Raw genomic sequence first — 18,854 nt, 5'->3', positions numbered from 1 at the left:
TCGACATTCCTATACTTACACTAATTAGTTAAAGAAGAAGCGATGAAAGAGAGAGTACTTTCAGACTTTGCCGATAGCGAGCCGGGGGTGGTGGAAGCCTGGTGGAGAAGCTGAGAAGAAAATCACTCTTGAGCTGGATTATGGATATGTACATGATCCCGGTCACACTGCCGTTACTAAGTGTCTAAGCGGCAATTGTATTGTACGATTGCAAGTAGGGTGGTACCGCGAGAATATCCTCGTCCCTTTTTGGGATGGGGATTTTTTTAATTTCCGAAAGCAATTAATGATACTTTGGACGTAATTTTATGGAGGAGGAATCGGAATGGAATACAAAGATACATTGCTTATGCCGAAAACGGAGTTTCCGATGCGTGGAAATTTACCGAATAACGAACCGAAAATGCAAGAGAAGTGGGATGAAGAGAATATTTATCAAAAAGTCCAGGAACGTACAGCGGGCAGACCGTTTTTTGTTCTGCATGACGGACCGCCGTATGCGAATGGAGATCTACACATGGGGCATGCCCTCAATAAAGTTTTAAAAGATATTATCGTTCGATATAAGTCGATGTCAGGATTCCATGCTCCATATGTACCAGGCTGGGATACACATGGCTTGCCGATTGAGCAGGCCCTTGTCAACAAAGGCGTGGACCGTAAAAAAATGAGCGTTGCGGAATTCCGTAAAATGTGTGAAGACTATGCGTATGAGCAAATCAATAATCAACGCACACAATTTAAGCGTTTAGGTGTACGTGGTGATTGGGAAAATCCATATATTACGTTAAAACCTGAATTTGAATCTCGTCAAATTCAAGTATTCGGTGAAATGGCGAAAAAAGGGTATATCTATAAAGGGTTAAAACCTGTTTATTGGTCCCCTTCAAGTGAATCTGCTCTAGCGGAAGCCGAAATCGAATATAAGGATAAGAAATCACCATCTATTTACGTCAGCTTCCCAGTCCGTGACGGCAAAGGTGTACTTGCAGAAGATGTAAAATTCCTAATCTGGACGACAACGCCTTGGACGATTCCAGCAAACCTTGGTATTTCGGTTCATCCAGCATTCACTTATGCAGTAGTGAATGTTAATGGTGAAAAACTCGTTGTGGCGAAAGAGCTAGTGGAGTTTTTGGCGAAAGAGTTAGAGTGGGAAAACTACTCAATAGAGCAAGAATTGCCAGGTGCGGATCTTGATCGTATCGTTGCGAAGCATCCATTCTATGATCGCGACTCACTTATCATGCTTGGGGAGCACGTAACAGCAGATGCAGGAACAGGCTGTGTCCACACAGCGCCTGGTCACGGGGAAGACGACTTCTATGTGTCCAAATCTTATGGCATCGACGCGTTATCTCCAATTAATGACCGCGGTGTGATGACAGAAGAAGCACCTTATTTTGCAGGTATGTTCTATGAGGATGCGAATAAAGCTGTAACAGAGAAGTTGGAAGAAGTAGGCGCGCTTAAAAAGCTTTCCTTTATCACACACTCGTATCCGCATGACTGGCGGACGAAAAAGCCGGTTATTTTCCGTGCAACAGCTCAATGGTTTGCTTCGATCGAATTGTTTAGAAGTGACTTGCTGGAAGCGATCCGAAATACGAAGTTTACTCCATCTTGGGGTGAAACGCGTCTATTTAACATGGTTCGTGACCGTGGAGATTGGTGTATTTCTCGTCAACGTGTGTGGGGGGTTCCGATTCCTGTGTTTTATGCGGAAAATGGAGATGCCATTTTAACGGACGAAACGATCAGCCATGTGGCTAAATTATTCCGGGAGCACGGTTCCAATGTTTGGTTTGAACGTACAGCAAAAGAATTATTGCCTGAAGGCTTCACTCATGAAGGAAGTCCAAACGGTGAGTTTACAAAAGAAACGGATATCATGGACGTTTGGTTTGATTCTGGGACGACGCATCAAGGCGTGCTAGAAGAGCGTGACGACCTTGTCTATCCAGCTGATCTGTATCTGGAAGGTTCTGACCAGTATCGCGGATGGTTCAACTCGTCATTGACAACAAGCGTTGCGATTAATGGTATCGCACCATATAAAGGCCTTTTAAGCCACGGTTTCACGCTGGATAAAGATGGCCGTAAAATGAGTAAGTCTCTTGGCAATGTCATTGTGCCGGCGAAAGTCATCAACCAATTGGGCGCTGACATTGTGCGTCTATGGGTTTCATCTGTTGACTATACGGCGGACGTTCGAGTATCTGATTCCAACTTTAAGCAAGTTTCGGAAGTATACCGTAAGATTCGTAATACAATTCGTTTCTTGCATGGTAACGTAGCCGATTTTGATCCGTCAGCAGACCGTGTATCATTTGAAGAAATGCTCCCAGTTGATCAGTATGTCTATGTGAAGCTTCAAGACTTGATCAAAGAGGTACGTACTGCATATGATCACTATGAATTTGCAGGTGTTTATCATGCGGTTAATAATTTCTGCACAGGCGTCTTAAGTTCTTTCTACTTGGATATCGCAAAAGATGTCGTGTATATCGAAGGAGTCAACCACCCGCATCGCCGCGCTATGCAAACGGTTATGTATGATACGTTGATCACATTAGTCAAACTAATCACGCCGATCTTACCGCATACAGCAGATGAAATGTGGAACTACTTGAATGTGAAGGAAGCGGACAGTGTACAATTGACAGATATGCCAGAAGCAGATGAAAAAGGCGAGGTAGCAGATAAACTGCGCGAGCGCTTTGATCATTTGATGGCTATCCGTGATGATGTATTGAAAGCGTTGGAAGAAGCGCGAAATGCAAAAGTCATCGGTAAATCACTCGAAGCAAAAGTCACCGTCGTACTTCCAGAAGATCAACAAGGTCTTCTTCAAGCAAGCGATATTGACTTCGCTCAGTTCTTTATTGTCTCCACTTTTGAAGAAAGCAAAAATACTGAGCTTCCGAATGCCCTGAAACTAGACCGTGCAACTGTACTAGTCGAACCGGCGGAAGGCGAGAAATGTGAACGTTGCTGGACCATCTCTACAACTGTAGGAGAAGATACAACTCACCCGGCATTATGTGCACGATGCGCATCCGTTGTGAAAGAGAACTATGCGTAAGCAATCTTGATGCAAAAGCCATCATCATCTACTCAAGGATGACGATGGCTTTTGCTTTTGATCAATGAAAATTGATAAGAGTAAATTAAGCAGGTTTTGTGGTAAAATGAATAAGACATTTGCTGGACGGAGGTAGACGAAGTGATCGTTTATTATGCAATCGCTGCCCTGGTCATAGGATTGGACCAATTGACGAAGTGGCTAGTAGTGAAGAATATGGAGCTCGGCGAACAAATATCTATATGGGATCCTTATTTTGGCTTCCTTTCGCACCGTAACCGAGGTGCAGCGTGGGGGATGCTGGAAGGGAAAATGTGGCTATTTTATATCGTAACCATTGTCGTTGTCGTAGCTATTATTTATTTTTTTCATACAGAAGGGAAAAAAGATCGGCTTCTTGGTGTCAGCTTGATGTTATTGCTTGGCGGAGCGATCGGAAATTTCATCGACCGATTATGGAGAGGTGAAGTCGTTGATTTCGTAGATGTACTGATTCCTGTCATCCGCTACGACTTTCCGATTTTCAATGTGGCAGACGCTGCCCTGACAATTGCCGTCGTATTAATCTTATTACACGTAATACTCGATGAGAAAAAGAAAAAGAAAAAAGGTGTCTCTTAATGGAAAGATTTGAATATGAAATTACAGAAGAAACAGCTGGCAATCGAATTGACAAAGCACTCGCTTTACTACAGCCTGATTGGTCTCGGACACAGATCCAGCAATGGGTGAAAGATGAACGCATCCAAGTGAATGGCAGCTTCATAAAATCGAATTATAAAGTGAAAACTGGAGATGTTGTCTCTGTAGAACAGCCAGAACCTGAGGCATATGATATTGAAGCAGAAGACTTAAATCTCGAAATCGTTTATGAGGATCAAGACGTCCTTGTGGTCAATAAGCCAGTCGGAATGGTCGTACATCCTTCCCCTGGACATCTATCGGGAACGCTGGTCAATGGATTGATGCATCAGTGTACGGATCTGTCGGGGATCAACGGTGTGATGAGACCGGGTATTGTACACCGGATCGATAAAGACACATCTGGATTGTTGATGGTCGCAAAAAATGATAAAGCACATGTATCGTTAGTTGATCAACTCGTGGAAAAATCCGTCAACCGTGTCTATACGGCTCTTGTTCACGGCCATATTCCTCACGATAATGGAACGATCGACGCTCCGATCGGAAGAGATCCGCGAGATCGTCAAAAAATGGCGGTAGTGGATAACGGAAAAAACGCAGTGACCCATTTTAAAGTATTAGAGCGTTTTGGCGATTATACATTGGTTGAATGCAGATTAGAAACAGGGAGAACGCATCAAATTCGTGTCCATATGAAATACATCGGTTATCCGTTAGTTGGCGATCCCAAATACGGTCCGAGGAAAACAATTGATTATGGCGGACAAGTCTTACATGCTGGAACGGTTGGTTTCCAACATCCTTCTACAGGTGAGTACATGGAGTTTACGGCTCCGTTGCCTGAAAATTATCAACAGTTGCTAAATGAATTACGTGCACATTAAGCGTTGACAAATACAAACGGCTAGCTGTATACTCGATAAAGCAATTGAATAGCGATACCTTTAAAGTCAGTCCTGTGAGGCTGGGAAGGTTGCACGGAAATACATGAGACTTACTGCGGTAAGAATCACTGTATGCTTTTTTCTGCACGTCTGCCCTCCTGTCTACTCTGACTGGAGGGTTTTTCTTATGGATAAATACACATAACGGAAAGGGGAACTAAAAAATGGCAGAGAAAGCAACGATACTAGATGATCAAGCGATCACACGAGCGGTAACAAGGATTGCACATGAGGTCATTGAGAAAAATAGAGGGATTGATGATTGTATAGTGGTCGGCATCAAAACGAGAGGTGCAATTTTAGCTAAACGTTTAGCCGAAAAGATTGAGCAAATCGAAGGCAAGCCGATCAAGACGGGAGAACTCGATATCACCCTATATCGTGATGATCTTCAGTTGAAACATGAACAGGCGGAAGCATTAGTGCAGCAAGTAAATATAGCGCACGATGTTTCAGATCAAAAAGTAATTTTAGTTGATGATGTGCTGTATACAGGACGGACGGTTCGAGCAGCACTCGATGCAATTATGGATCTTGGAAGACCTTCATCAATCCAATTGGCTGTACTCGTGGATAGAGGACACAGGGAATTGCCGATTCGGCCGGATTTTGTAGGGAAGAACATTCCGACATCGAGTGAAGAACGAGTGGTCGTAAGTATGACCGAAACGGACGGAACAGACGGAGTAACGATTCATACACGCACATTATAAGCGGCTGGAGGACAGGATAAATGAGTGAAAAAGTATTAGATGTAAATGAAAAACCGCAACCGGTGAGATGGCTGGCATTGAGTTTGCAGCACATGTTTGCGATGTTCGGCGCAACAATTTTAGTGCCTCAGCTTGTGGGATTAAGCCCGGCAATTGCTTTACTGACAAGCGGTATAGCCACACTCGTATTTATCGCAGTGACGAAGTTTCAAGTGCCGGCATACTTAGGTTCTTCCTTCGCCTTTATCATCCCAATTCAGATTGCTACCACAACTGGCGGAATCGGCAGTGCGATGATCGGGAGTATGTTCGTCGCATTGGTCTACGCGATTGTCTCTCTTGTGATATGGAAGACGGGCTATCGCTGGATCATGAAAATTTTACCGCCGATTGTTGTCGGACCTGTCATCATGGTCATCGGATTGGCAATTGCACCAACGGCAATCAACATGGCCAGTATGATTCAAGTGGATGGTCAGGATGTATACAGCGGCTTGCATTTTTCAGCAGCCTTGGTAACACTTGCTTCAGCGGTTTTCTGCTTAATGTTCTTTAAAGGTATTATCAGTTTAATGCCCGTGTTGATCGGAATTGTAGTCGGGTATATTTATTCAGCAGCGATTGGGATCTTGGACTTCAGCCAAGTTGTCGAGGCGAAGTGGTTTGCAGTGCCGGACATGCTGATTCCCGGTGTGGATTATTCGTTTGTAGTGACGCCGACCTTACTGATTATTATGGTACCGATTGCGATCGTGACGATTGCAGAACATATCGGACACCAGCTTGTACTAGGTAAAGTGGTGGAAAGAAATTACATCGATAATCCAGGTTTGCATAGATCATTGCTCGGCGATGGGATTGGCACATTGATCAGTGGAATGGTCGGAGGTCCGCCAAAAACTACTTATGGAGAAAATATTGGTGTGCTGGCGATCACTCGTGTATATAGTGTTTACGTAATTGTCGGAGCTGCAGTATTTGCGATTTTCTTCTCTTTCTTAGGAAAAGTAATGGCCTTGATCGCCACGATACCTCAAGCAGTGTTAGGCGGAATTTCCATTCTGCTGTTTGGTATCATCGCTTCTTCTGGAATGCGTATGCTGATTGATCACAAAATCGATTTTGACAATCAACGGAATTTGGTCATCGGATCGATTATTCTAGTAATTGGAATCGGCGGAGCTACAATCAAATTCAGCCCGACTTTTGAAGTAGGCGGGATGGCGTTAGCGGCGATTGTTGGGGTAGTACTCAACTTGGTGTTGCCAGGTAGAAAAGACGATACGTTAATGGATGAATAAAAGAAATTAGATAGAATGAATTGCAATAAATGCCTGCACTTCATGAGGGAGGAACATCCGATGGAACATTTAGTTTCAATGAAAGACCTGACAGTGGAAGAAATCATGTTGATACTTGATCGAGCGGCGATTTTTAAACGCCTGGGCTTCCGTGAACTGCCAGGAACCTACACTGTGTGCAATCTGTTTTTCGAGCCGAGCACAAGAACAAAAACGAGCTTTGAAATGGCGGAACGAAAAGTTGGAGCGCAAATCATCCCATTTGAGACTAGTTTCTCCAGTACATTAAAGGGAGAAACGTTATATGACACGATCCGAACGTTGGAGGCAATCGGCTTGGACGCACTTGTTATCCGGCATCCGTCCGATGGCTTTTATGAAGAATTGATTGATCGAACGAATGTAGCGATCATCAATGCGGGTGACGGTTCAGGTCAACATCCGACACAATCTTTATTGGACCTTTTCACAATCCAGGAGGAGTTCGGAAGTTTCGAGGGTCTGAAGGTGCTGATTGCAGGAGATATCTCACATAGCCGTGTGGCGCGGTCCAACGCAGAAGCTCTGCAGAAACTAGGTGCCGAGGTCACATTCCTCTGTCCGCCAGAATGGGCAGGAGAATTTGAAAGTGTGGATAACTGGGATGAAGTAATTGAAACGAGCGATGTTGTCATGCTTCTCCGTGTACAGCATGAACGCCATAATACAGAAATGGCCTATACGAAAGCGGCTTATCATGAACAGTACGGTTTGACAGTAGAACGCGCAGGCAGAATGAAAAGCGAAGCAATCATCATGCATCCGGCACCTGTCAATCGAGATGTGGAGATCGCGGATTGCTTAATTGAAAGTCCTCAATCACGTATTTTTAAACAAGTCGAAAACGGCGTCTATATTCGAGCAGCTGTTCTAGAATTAATTTTGAAGGGGCGGAAATAACATGAACACTTTAATTCAAAATGTCCAAATGGTAAGCGAAGAAGGCCAGATCGTAGTAACAGATGTGAAAATCTCAGAAGGAAAGATTACAGAAATCGGCAGCCAGTTACCGACAGCTGATTGTGAAATCATTGAAGGACAAGGGTTGTTGCTATCTCCAGGTCTGATTGACGTACATGTCCACTTGAGAGAGCCGGGTGGGGAGCATAAGGAAACGATCGCAACTGGAACGGCAGCTGCAGCAAAAGGCGGGTATACAACGATTTGTTCGATGCCTAATACACGGCCAGTGCCGGACACGATTGAAAATATCGAAAAAATTAATAAATTGATTGAAGATAATGCGAAAATTCGCGTGTTGCCATACGCATCTATCACCATTCGAGAAGCTGGAAAAGAGCGGACCAATCTTGCGGAATTAAAAGAACATGGCGCATTTGCTTTCACAGATGACGGAGTGGGCGTTCAAGAAGCAGGAATGATGTACGAAGCAATGCAAGATGCTGCGGCTATCAATATGCCGATTGTAGCGCACTGTGAAGACAATACATTGATCTATGGCGGCGCGATGCACGAAGGGATGCGCAATAAAGAGCTTGGGTTGCCGGGTATCCCATCCATCGCAGAGTCAGTACATATTGCGAGAGATATTTTATTAGCAGAAGCAGCAGGCGCGCACTACCATGTTTGCCACGTCAGCACGAAAGAATCCGTACGGACGATTCGTGATGCGAAAAAAGCTGGAATTCATGTGACAGGGGAAGTAAGTCCACACCACTTGTTGCTAACGGAAAACGATGTGCCGGGGGATGATGCTGACTGGAAGATGAATCCTCCACTGCGCTCTGAAGAGGACCGCGAAGCATTGCGTCAAGGGTTGCTAGACGGTACATTGGATTGCATCGCTACGGACCATGCACCACATACGGCAGAGGAAAAATCTGTCGGATTCGCGAAAGCACCATTTGGCATCACTGGATTCGAAACAGCATTTCCTTTATTGTACACACATTTCGTAAAACCGGGTCACTGGACTCTGAAGCAATTGCTTGACTGGATGACGATTAAACCGGCAGAAGTATTCGGTTTGCCTTATGGAAAAATTGAAGTAGGAGCAACAGCTGATTTAGTTTTAATTGATTTGGAGAAAGAGCAAAAAATCGATCGTACAACGTTTGTGTCAAAAGGGAAAAACACGCCATTTGACGGCTGGGATTGCACTGGATGGCCTGTAATGACAATTTTCGGTGGAAACATCGTTTGGAAGGATGGTCAATGATGAAAAAAAGATATTTAGTTTTAGAAGATGGCTCTATTTTTGAAGGGAAAGCATTTGGAGCGGATAGTGCTTCATTAGGAGAAGCTGTATTTGCAACAGGAATGACCGGTTATCAGGAAACGATCTCTAACCCTTCAGGCTGTGGACAAATCGTCGTCATGACGTATCCCTTAATCGGAAACTATGGCATCAACCGGGATGATTACGAATCCATTGATCTGGCGATTAATGGTTTAGTCGTCAGAGAATTAACGGAAGAGCCGTCCAACTTCCGCAGTGGAATGACGTTAGGTGATTTGCTTTCATTAAAAGGTATCCCGGGAATCCAAGAAATCGATACAAGAAAACTGACCCGTCTACTGCGCGATAAAGGTGCATTAAAAGGAAAACTAACTGCTGCTGGCGAAGACATCAATTTGGATGAGGTCCTGGCAGAAGTTCAAGGCTATGAAGTGCCGACGAACCTTGTGGCAAAAGTTTCAACTAAACGTCCATATCCAAGCCCGGGCTTAGGGAAACGTGTAGTCGTCATCGATTACGGAATCAAGCACGGCATTTTACGTGAACTGAATAAGAAGGATTGCGATGTCATTGTCGTGCCTTACGATACATCCGCTAAAGAAATCCTAGCGCTGTTCCCAGACGGCATTTTATTATCAAACGGTCCTGGGAATCCGCAAGATGTCGAAGGTGCTGTTGAGACAATCAAAGAATTGCTTGGCAAGAAACCAATCTTCGGTATCGGGCTGGGCCATCAATTATTTGCACTCGCGTGCGGAGCAAAAACAGCTAAAATGAAAAACAGCCATATTGGCGGCAACTATCCGGTAAAAGATTTGGAGACAAACCGTACCGATCTGACATCACAAAGTCATGGCTATGAAGTGCTGGAAGATTCTTTAGCAGGAACTGGCCTAATAGTTACACATAAAGCGTTGAATGATGGCTGTGTTGAAGGTGTAAGCAGTGAGCAATATGAAGCTTTTTCTGTACAGTTCCATCCTGAAGCTTCACCCGGACCACAAGATGCAAGTTATTTATTCGATCGTTTCATTCAGCAAATGACTGCAAGCAACCGAAAGGAGAATACCAATGCCTAAACGTCAAGATATAAAATCCATCCTCGTCATCGGCTCAGGTCCGATTGTCATCGGCCAAGCCGCAGAATTCGACTATGCAGGTACACAAGCATGTCTTTCCTTAAAGGAAGAGGGCTACCGCGTCATTTTAATCAACTCGAATCCAGCTACAATCATGACGGATACAGAAGTTGCAGATAAAGTATACATTGAACCGATTACTCTAGATTTCGTCAGCCGAATCATCCGCAAGGAGCGTCCTGATGCACTGCTGCCTACATTAGGCGGACAGACAGGCTTGAACATGGCGATCGAACTTCAAGAATCAGGAATTTTGGATGAACTTGAAATTGAGATTCTTGGTACAAAACTGGATGCGATCCATAAAGCAGAAGATCGCGACTTATTCCGTAATTTAATGAATGAAATGGGCGAACCTGTTCCGGAAAGTGACATTATTCATAACCTTGAGGAAGCTTATGCATTCGTCGGAAAAATAGGCTATCCTGTGATCGTTCGCCCAGCATTTACGCTTGGCGGAACAGGTGGAGGTATTTGTCACAACGATGAGGACTTAGAAGAAATTGTGGCGAGCGGCCTGAAATATAGTCCAGTGACTCAATGTCTACTTGAAAAATCCATTGCAGGCTTTAAAGAGATCGAATATGAAGTAATGCGCGACTCGGCGGATAATGCCATCGTCGTATGTAATATGGAGAACGTCGATGCTGTAGGGATCCATACAGGCGATTCCATCGTTGCTGCTCCATGCCAGACTTTGACGGATCGTGAAAATCAAATGCTGCGTAACGTGTCATTACGGATTATCCGTGCCTTGAAAATTGAAGGCGGCTGTAACGTTCAGCTGGCACTTGATCCACATAGCTTTGATTATTACATCATTGAAGTGAATCCACGAGTGAGCCGTTCATCTGCACTGGCTTCTAAAGCAACGGGTTATCCAATTGCGAAACTGGCTGCGAAAATTGCTGTCGGACTGACGCTAGATGAAATGATGAACCCGGTTACCGGTAACACATATGCTTGCTTTGAGCCAACGCTTGATTATGTTGTAACGAAAATTCCGCGCTGGCCTTTCGATAAGTTCGAATCTGCTAAACGGAATCTTGGCACTCAGATGAAAGCAACAGGAGAAGTTATGGCGATGGGCCGTACTTTTGAAGAGTCCATCTTAAAAGCAGTTCGTTCACTTGAAATTGGTCAATTTGATCTTTCATTGCCAGGCGGCAGCGAGATGTCGGATGAATGGATCGAAAAACGAATCCGTAAAGCTGGAGATGAGCGCCTATTCTTCATCGGTGAAGCATTGCGCCGCGGTGTGACGATTGAAACGCTGCACGAATGGAGTGCAATCGACTTATTCTTCTTACGAAAATTTGAAAATATTGTGCGCTACGAACAGACATTGAAAGATCATCCATTTGACCAAGAAGTTGCTCACAAAGCAAAGCGTCTAGGATTTGCAGATGCGATTGTGGCGCAACTTTGGAATACGACAGAACGTGAAGTCTATAACTGGAGAAAAGAGCAAGAATTGATCCCTGTCTATAAAAAAGTAGATACATGTGCGGGTGAGTACGAATCCGACACTCCATACTTCTATGGTACGTATGAAGATGAAAATGAATCTGTAAAATCTGATAAGAAAAGTGTTGTCGTTCTTGGTTCCGGCCCAATCCGTATCGGTCAAGGCGTGGAGTTTGACTATGCAACGGTGCACTGTGTCTGGGCGATCCAAGAAGCAGGCTACGAAGCGATCATCGTCAATAACAACCCAGAGACTGTTTCAACTGACTTCTCCATCTCTGACAAGCTATATTTTGAGCCGCTGACAATTGAAGATGTCATGCACATTATCGATTTAGAGCAGCCGGAAGGAGTCATTGTACAGTTTGGAGGACAAACGGCGATTAACTTGGCGGCTGAACTGGAAGCACGTGGTGTGAAGATTCTCGGGACGTCCCTTGAAGATATCGACCGTGCGGAAAACCGTGACAAGTTCGAACGTGCGCTTCACGAAATCGGCGTTCCCCAGCCACTTGGAAAAACGGCGTTATCTGTTCCGGAAGCAGTTGTGATCGCCAATGAAATCGGCTATCCAGTACTCGTTCGTCCTTCTTACGTATTAGGTGGTCGTGCGATGGAAATCGTCTATCATGAACAAGAATTGCTGCAATACATGGAAAATGCAGTGAAAGCAAGTCCTGAGCACCCAGTATTAATCGACCGTTATTTAACAGGTACAGAGATTGAAGTAGATGCGATCTGTGACGGCGAGACGGTATTGATTCCAGGAATTATGGAACATATCGAACGCGCAGGCGTACACTCAGGTGACTCGATCGCTGTCTATCCGCCGCAAAATCTTTCCCAATCAATGATCGAAACGATTGCGGATTACACGAAGCGTTTGGCTCTAGGGTTGAATATCCGAGGGTTGCTCAATATCCAGTTCGTCATTTCGGAAGGTCAGGTATATGTCATTGAAGTGAACCCGCGTTCCAGCCGGACAGTACCATTCTTAAGTAAAATCACGAATATTCCAATGGCCAATGTCGCTACCCAGTCAATTTTAGGTAAATCAATTGCACAACAAGGCTTTACAGACGGACTTGCAGACGCTCCAGAGGGTGTCTATGTAAAAGTACCAGTCTTCTCCTTTGCGAAACTGCGTCGTGTAGATATCACGCTCGGACCTGAGATGAAATCGACAGGTGAAGTAATGGGGAAAGACAGCACTCTCGAAAAAGCACTTTATAAAGGCTTAGTCGCTGCAGGCATGGAAGTGAAGGAATACGGTTCGGTCTTGATGACGGTTTCCGATAAAGATAAAGAAGAAATTATTGAAATCGCAGAACGCTTTGTTCAAATCGGCTACCGCATCTTAGCTACAGAAGGAACAGCTAAAGCACTTGAACAAGCAAACATTGAAGTGAAAACTGTCGGCAAAATCGGAACGGAAGGCCCGACATTGATTGATGTCATCCAAAAAGGACAGGCACAGTTAGTGATCAATACACTGACAAAAGGTAAACAACCTGCTCGTGACGGCTTTAGAATTCGCCGTGAATCAGTAGAGAATGGAGTTCCTTGCTTCACTTCCATCGATACAGCAGCTGCAATGCTTTCTGTCATCGAATCGATGACGTTTCAAACAGCCGCGATGCCCAAGCAGGTGATTCAATGATCATTCAAGATTTGATGACAGTTGGATCGCAACAGCAAATCGCGAAAAATATCTTTGAAATGAAACTCACTGGAAAGCTGGTCGGAGAAATTACTTCTCCGGGCCAGTTTGTCCATATCCGCGTATCCGATTCATTTGAACCATTGTTGCGACGTCCCATTTCGATAGCGGAAGTCAATGTGGAAAAAAATGAAATGACGATTATCTATCGTGCAGAAGGACATGGCACTGGATTGCTTTCACAAAAGCGAGCAGGGGATATCGTCAATGTGTTGGGTCCGCTTGGAAATGGCTTTCCTGTCAATGAGACGGCTTCAGGTCAAACGGCTGTGCTGATCGGTGGTGGCATCGGGGTACCGCCATTGTACGAACTGTCTAAGCAGCTGACGGCAAAAGGTGTCAAATGCATTCATATCCTAGGCTTCCAATCAGATGACGTCGTGTTTTATGAAGAGCAGTTTGCTACACTAGGCGAAACGTATATTGCGACGGTCGATGGAAGTAACGGCACAAAAGGATTTGTTACGAATATTATGGGCGAGCTAACTGACGAATTTGAAACATTCTATAGCTGCGGACCAATGCCGATGCTCGATGCAGTCCAAAAAGCATATGTGCATAAAAAAGGATTCTTATCATTTGAACAGCGCATGGGCTGCGGTATCGGCGCTTGTTTCGCTTGTGTGTGCCATACAAATGAAAACGCGACAGACAAAGCCTATGTCAAAGTATGCTCCGACGGTCCAGTATTTCCAGCAGGGGTGGTGCAAATATGAGTAGATTAGCAATTACATTACCAGGACTCGAATTAAAAAACCCGATCATGCCGGCTTCCGGATGTTTCGGTTTTGGGAAAGAGTACGGCAATCTCTATGATCTTTCTCAACTTGGTGCGATCATGATTAAGGCAACAACACTTGAAACGCGTTACGGAAATGCGACACCTCGAGTAGCGGAAACAGCTTCTGGTATGTTGAATGCAATCGGTTTGCAAAATCCAGGCTTGCATGGTGTTCTTGAAAATGAATTGCCATGGCTTGAACAGTTCGATGTTCCGATCATTGCCAATGTCGCGGGTTCCGAAACAGCGGACTACGTGGAAGTGGCAAAAGAAATTTCCAAAGCGCCGAATGTTCACGCGTTGGAACTGAATATATCGTGTCCGAATGTCAAATGTGGCGGCATCACGTTCGGTACGGATCCTGAAATTGCGAAAGAGCTGACTGCAGCCGTGAAAGCTGTGTCTTCCGTGCCTGTCTATGTGAAATTGTCACCAAACGTAGCGGATATTAAGTCTATGGCAATCGCAGTGGAAGCAGGCGGAGCAGACGGCATCACGATGATCAATACATTGGTCGGCATGCGTCTGGATGAAAAAACAGGTAAGCCGGTTATTGCCAATAAAACAGGTGGTTTATCAGGTCCTGCCGTGAAGCCTGTAGCGATTCGTATGGTTTATGAAGTAAGCCAAGTCGTCAATATTCCGATCATCGGAATGGGGGGGATTACTTGTGTGCAAGACGTTGTCGACTTTTTATCTGCAGGAGCGAGTGCAGTGGCGGTCGGCACAGCGAATTTCGTAGATCCATTTATTTGTCCAACTCTTATTGAACAGCTTCCAGGGAAATTGGATGAATTGCAAATAGATCATATTTCAGAATTGATCGGAAGGAGCCATCGTCTATGAATAGATCTCCCATCATCGCGCTAGATTTTAATTCAGCAGAAAAAACATTTGATTTCCTTAAAGCATTCGATCATTCGGTCAATGTCAAAGTTGGAATGGAATTGTATTATAAAGAAGGTCCTGCGATGATCGCCCGCTTGAAAGAAGAAGGCTATTCCATCTTCTTGGACTTGAAACTGCACGATATCCCGAATACCGTCAAATCCGCGATGAACGTCTTGGCTTCGCTTGAAGTCGATATGGTCAATGTTCACGCGGCTGGCGGGAAAGCTATGATGGAAGCGGCACTGGAAGGTTTGGATATCGGTACGCCAGCAGGCAAACAGCGTCCCGCATTAATTGCCGTGACGCAGCTCACTTCAACAGATGACCGCCAAGTACGAGAAGAGCAATTGATCGGCGTCCCGCTTCAGCAATCCGTAGAACATTATGCGAAGCTTGCTTCATCAGCTCATTTGGACGGCGTCGTTTGTTCGGTACAAGAAGCGAAGATAATTGAAGAAGTTTGTGGTAAGGAATTTTTCAAAGTGACACCAGGGATTCGATTAGCACAAGGTGATGTCCACGATCAGAAACGTGTCGCGACCCCTGCTAAAGCGAGACAGGAAGGCTCTACACATATCGTCGTTGGACGTGCTATCACAGGGGCAAAAAATCCAAGTGAAGCGTATGAGTTAGTAAATACTTTATGGGAGGGAACCCCTCAATGACTAGAGAAAAAGAAGTAGCTCAAATTTTATTGAATGTCGGGGCTGTTGCCTTGAATCCGAAAGAACCATTTACGTGGGCATCAGGTATCAAATCGCCAATCTATTGTGATAACCGCTTAACAATGGCGGATCCAGTTGGACGAAAAGAAATCGCTGAAGGTCTTGCTGCTTTGATCCGAGTTCACTATCCGGAAACAACGGTGATCGCAGGGACAGCGACAGCAGGGATTCCGCATGCGGCATGGGTGGCAGATATTCTAAAGTTGCCAATGGTCTATATCCGTTCTTCCGCCAAAGCGCATGGCAAGAGCCGTCAAATCGAAGGCAAGATCGAGCCGAACGCAAAGGCAGTCATCATCGAAGATCTGATCTCAACAGGCGGAAGCAGCTTGAATGCAGCGAACGCTTTGCTGGCTGAAGGCGTAGAAGTATGCGGCATCGTCTCTATTTTTACATACGAACTTCAAAAAGCGGATGAAAAGTTTGCAGAAGCTAAACTTTCATACCACAGCCTGACGAACTTCGCGGCTTTGGCGGAAGTGGCAAAAGAAGAAGGCGCAATCGAAGAGGAATCCATGAATGAATTAACGGAATGGCATACGAAATTGAAGCAGGGTACATTGTAATAAATAAAGGACTGTCAGGGAAATCGTGGATTGATTCGCGGTTTCTCGTGGCGGTCCTTTTGTTATATGATTACTTTACGGCGAAAGCAAATTAATGAAAAGTTAGAGATTATTTTAGTTGAAGTCCGATGAATTTAAAGAAATTTGGTAGAATGGTATTAGATTGGTAAAAAAATTTGATGTTTAGTAAAATGACTAATTTTTGCGTGTGAAATTCCACTTAAAGGGACGTGCTTGAGTGAGAATAAGATCCTTTAATATTCGATTAACGGAACGTATCCTTGATAAGGAGGAATCACTTGTATGAATAAGTGGGGAGGTTTTTCTTTTCTGCCGGTTGTTGCAAGCATTATATCGTTTTTTATTCTAAGAGGCCCGAATACGGACTTGCCGTTAGTAATTATAATTTTAGGTTCACTTTCTCTTTTTGCAATAATTTTTGATAATGGTGTAATGTTAATTTTAGTAAATTTTTTAGTGTTGACAGACGGAATATCTGTTTAGTTTTTCCTTTTTCATTAAAGAGTACATTTATGAAAAGATCTCTACTAATTTAGTAACAGACTATTTAAAAGGATGAATTAGATTGCAAAATAAATTTAGGAAAGCTCAAGAGATAAACTTATATTTGGAGTTTGTGGAGGCATCGCAGAATACTTTGGGATGTCTTCTCTCAGCATGAGGATTCTCTTTTTGGTTTAACCGGCAAAGTAGCGTGACCAGACGAGATAATGGAGTAGCATGAAGGAGGAGAAATTCCTATGAACACTGAAAAGCGTTGTCCAAGTTGCAATGGGAACGAATTTAGAGAAGGAACAGATTTTATGCCAATTAAATCGAAAAAATCTTCATTCAGTGGATCAAATAAAATCTATACTTTCTGCTTGAATTGCGGAGAAGTTGTCTCTATCAGAATAGAAGATCCGAAAAGGTTCGTCTAACAAGTGTGAATAGCTCAATTAACGTAGGCTTTTAAAGCGTCAGTATTGCAGCAATCGAAGCCATGTTGTTTGATATTTAGGAGTGAAGAAATGAATGATTTTTTTACATCATTAACTCATGTAAATAAAATGATTTATGAGTCGAATCTCTTAACTGTAAAGTCAGTTCAAGAAGAGAAGCAAAATTCGAAGTATGGTGCTGGTACATTTCAATTATCTTCTAAAACAATTCGATTCAGAGTTGCGAATATTACACCTGCCAAAGCAGGGCAGTTTGTTGCATTTTGGGAAAAAGACGAAAATAATAAAAATCAACCCTACTCATATGAGGAAGCCCCTGATTTATTAGTTATAACTACCTTTAAAAATGAAAATGAGTTTGGACAATTTATCTTTCCGAAAGAAATTCTTTTAAAACAAAACATTCTTAGGTCTACTTCAACAAAGGGCAAAATGGCAATAAGAGTTTATCCTAGCTGGGATAGTCCAAGTAGTAAACAAGCGATGAAAACTCAAAAATGGCAGTTACCTTATTTTGTTGATATGTGTAATCCAAATAAATTATCCTTAGAAAAAATAATAGAACTGTATTCCCTTTAATCCTCTGTAAACGAGCGCGATTGTTTAACAAAACTTCTAAGCAGAGTCTGACTTGATTGGAAAGGGAGGCGGTGAAAAGCAAAAATATGCTCTTAGCGCTATGCTTTTGTTTGCAAAAGCCGTTCTTCGTTACGGCTTTTCTTGCAGGATCAACAGAAATCAAAGATTCTCAGGCTGTATATTGGTTGTAAGATTAAAATCATGGTTCTGTTAAAGGAGTTCACTGTATTAAAAGTTGGTTTGGTATTTTCCTTAATCTGTTCCATGATCTCTAGTGAACTAGTAACGAAACGTGGATTGCTTACAGGCAGTCTTCGTTTTCTATGTAAAGCCTTGAATGGAGACAGGAGATGAAATAAGTGTGCACACTGTATATTCGTACACAAGATGAATCAGTTCGGTTCATCACCAACAGCGATCCATTGATGAAAAGGATGATTACATTTATTGATGATATTGAAATCCCTTTACGGACCGACTACCTTTCCTCCATTGTCCGTTCCATCATTGGCCAGGAAATCTCCGTCAGTGCAGCCAGTGCAATTTATGAGCGTCTTCTGAAATTGCTTGGCGGAAGTGTCACAGTGGAGGGGTTGCTTGCGAAGTCAGAAGAGGAGTTGAAGCAGGTTGGTTTAACAACGAGAAAAGCAGAGTATGTAAACGACTTGGCAGAGAAAATAGCAGCAAATGAGCTGGATCTTAACCATATAGCGGAATATAGCGATGAATCCATTATGGAGCAGCTAATTAATGTCAAGGGGATAGGAAAGTGGACAGCAGAGATGTTTCTGCTTCTGTCTCTTGGCCGTGGTGATGTGCTTGCCGTAGACGATGTGGGAATTCAGCGTGCTGCCGAATGGTTGTACGGGGTGGATAAATCGGAACGGCGGAGCATTCTGGTCGAAAAATCCCCGCTTTGGAAACCGTATCGTTCTGTAGTGTCGTTTTATCTATGGGAAGCAATTCATCTGGGGCTTATTAAAGAGTATAAATCAGTCGATGAGCTAGAGGTGCAATGAATATGGTGTGAAAATGTAAAAGGGTCTGTCCCGAAAGTCCAAAACTGCTTTTGGTGAAATTCCAATTTTGCGCGGCCA

At 43.8% G+C, this 18,854-nt stretch carries 16 protein-coding genes, 1 pseudogene and 1 other annotated feature; all 17 genes and pseudogenes read left to right on the top strand.

The window, feature by feature from the left end; genetic code table 11:
• Positions 1 to 33: 33 nt before the first annotated feature.
• Positions 34 to 250, top strand: a binding site (T-box leader).
• Between the two features lie 75 nt (positions 251 to 325).
• Positions 326 to 3,085, top strand: coding sequence for an isoleucine--tRNA ligase (gene ileS / locus H7J92_RS06875; protein ID WP_221836170.1), 2,760 nt, complete (start codon positions 326 to 328; stop codon positions 3,083 to 3,085).
• A 141-nt stretch (positions 3,086 to 3,226) separates the two neighbouring features.
• Positions 3,227 to 3,706, top strand: a complete 480-nt coding sequence (lspA, locus tag H7J92_RS06870) for a signal peptidase II (protein WP_009765576.1) — start codon at positions 3,227 to 3,229, stop codon at positions 3,704 to 3,706.
• Positions 3,706 to 4,614, top strand: a complete 909-nt coding sequence (locus H7J92_RS06865) for an RluA family pseudouridine synthase (RefSeq protein WP_078817800.1) — start codon at positions 3,706 to 3,708, stop codon at positions 4,612 to 4,614. Before lspA ends, H7J92_RS06865 begins: the two co-directional genes overlap by 1 nt.
• A 224-nt stretch (positions 4,615 to 4,838) precedes the next feature.
• Positions 4,839 to 5,387, top strand: coding sequence for a bifunctional pyr operon transcriptional regulator/uracil phosphoribosyltransferase PyrR (pyrR, locus tag H7J92_RS06860; RefSeq protein ID WP_009765574.1), 549 nt, complete (start codon positions 4,839 to 4,841; stop codon positions 5,385 to 5,387).
• Positions 5,388 to 5,407: 20 nt separating this feature from the next.
• A complete protein-coding gene (locus H7J92_RS06855) occupies positions 5,408 to 6,688 on the top strand; it encodes a uracil-xanthine permease family protein (RefSeq protein ID WP_221836167.1) in 1,281 nt (426 codons plus the stop codon).
• 60 nt (positions 6,689 to 6,748) lie between these two features.
• Positions 6,749 to 7,627 carry an aspartate carbamoyltransferase catalytic subunit gene (locus H7J92_RS06850; RefSeq protein ID WP_040758257.1) on the top strand — a complete coding sequence of 293 codons (879 nt, stop codon included), beginning with the start codon at positions 6,749 to 6,751 and terminating at the stop codon, positions 7,625 to 7,627.
• Position 7,628: 1 nt separating this feature from the next.
• A complete protein-coding gene (locus tag H7J92_RS06845) occupies positions 7,629 to 8,906 on the top strand; it encodes a dihydroorotase (protein WP_078817797.1) in 1,278 nt (425 codons plus the stop codon).
• Entirely contained in the window at positions 8,906 to 10,006 is a 1,101-nt protein-coding gene (locus tag H7J92_RS06840) for a carbamoyl phosphate synthase small subunit (protein WP_040758848.1), read from the top strand. The genes H7J92_RS06845 and H7J92_RS06840 overlap by 1 nt, the downstream gene beginning before the upstream one ends.
• Complete coding sequence (gene carB, locus H7J92_RS06835; protein ID WP_078817796.1) at positions 9,999 to 13,193, top strand: carbamoyl-phosphate synthase large subunit; 3,195 nt, start codon at positions 9,999 to 10,001, stop codon at positions 13,191 to 13,193. Before H7J92_RS06840 ends, carB begins: the two co-directional genes overlap by 8 nt.
• Positions 13,190 to 13,969, top strand: coding sequence for a dihydroorotate dehydrogenase electron transfer subunit (locus H7J92_RS06830; protein ID WP_009765568.1), 780 nt, complete (start codon positions 13,190 to 13,192; stop codon positions 13,967 to 13,969). Before carB ends, H7J92_RS06830 begins: the two co-directional genes overlap by 4 nt.
• Entirely contained in the window at positions 13,966 to 14,880 is a 915-nt protein-coding gene (locus H7J92_RS06825; RefSeq protein WP_009765567.1) for a dihydroorotate dehydrogenase, read from the top strand. Before H7J92_RS06830 ends, H7J92_RS06825 begins: the two co-directional genes overlap by 4 nt.
• Positions 14,877 to 15,590: an orotidine-5'-phosphate decarboxylase gene (pyrF, locus tag H7J92_RS06820; protein WP_078817795.1), complete on the top strand. Its 714-nt coding sequence runs from the start codon at positions 14,877 to 14,879 to the stop codon at positions 15,588 to 15,590. Before H7J92_RS06825 ends, pyrF begins: the two co-directional genes overlap by 4 nt.
• On the top strand, positions 15,587 to 16,216 hold the full coding sequence (gene pyrE / locus H7J92_RS06815; protein WP_078817794.1) for an orotate phosphoribosyltransferase: 630 nt from the start codon (positions 15,587 to 15,589) through the stop codon (positions 16,214 to 16,216). Before pyrF ends, pyrE begins: the two co-directional genes overlap by 4 nt.
• A gap of 303 nt (positions 16,217 to 16,519) precedes the next feature.
• Complete coding sequence (locus H7J92_RS06810) at positions 16,520 to 16,720, top strand: hypothetical protein (RefSeq protein WP_078817793.1); 201 nt, start codon at positions 16,520 to 16,522, stop codon at positions 16,718 to 16,720.
• A gap of 114 nt (positions 16,721 to 16,834) precedes the next feature.
• A pseudogene (locus H7J92_RS17845) lies at positions 16,835 to 16,918 on the top strand (PspC domain-containing protein); the annotation flags it as partial.
• A gap of 329 nt (positions 16,919 to 17,247) precedes the next feature.
• Positions 17,248 to 17,757: a MepB family protein gene (locus tag H7J92_RS06800; protein WP_078817791.1), complete on the top strand. Its 510-nt coding sequence runs from the start codon at positions 17,248 to 17,250 to the stop codon at positions 17,755 to 17,757.
• Between the two features lie 359 nt (positions 17,758 to 18,116).
• Positions 18,117 to 18,776: a DNA-3-methyladenine glycosylase family protein gene (locus H7J92_RS06795; protein ID WP_221836165.1), complete on the top strand. Its 660-nt coding sequence runs from the start codon at positions 18,117 to 18,119 to the stop codon at positions 18,774 to 18,776.
• Positions 18,777 to 18,854 lie beyond the last annotated feature (78 nt).

Origin of the sequence: Sporosarcina aquimarina (assembly GCF_019748715.1) — a bacterium.
Classification (GTDB): Bacteria; Bacillota; Bacilli; order Bacillales_A; family Planococcaceae; genus Sporosarcina; species Sporosarcina newyorkensis.
Note: the sequence above shows the minus strand (reverse complement) of the source record. Positions and strands in the feature narration are given on the sequence as shown.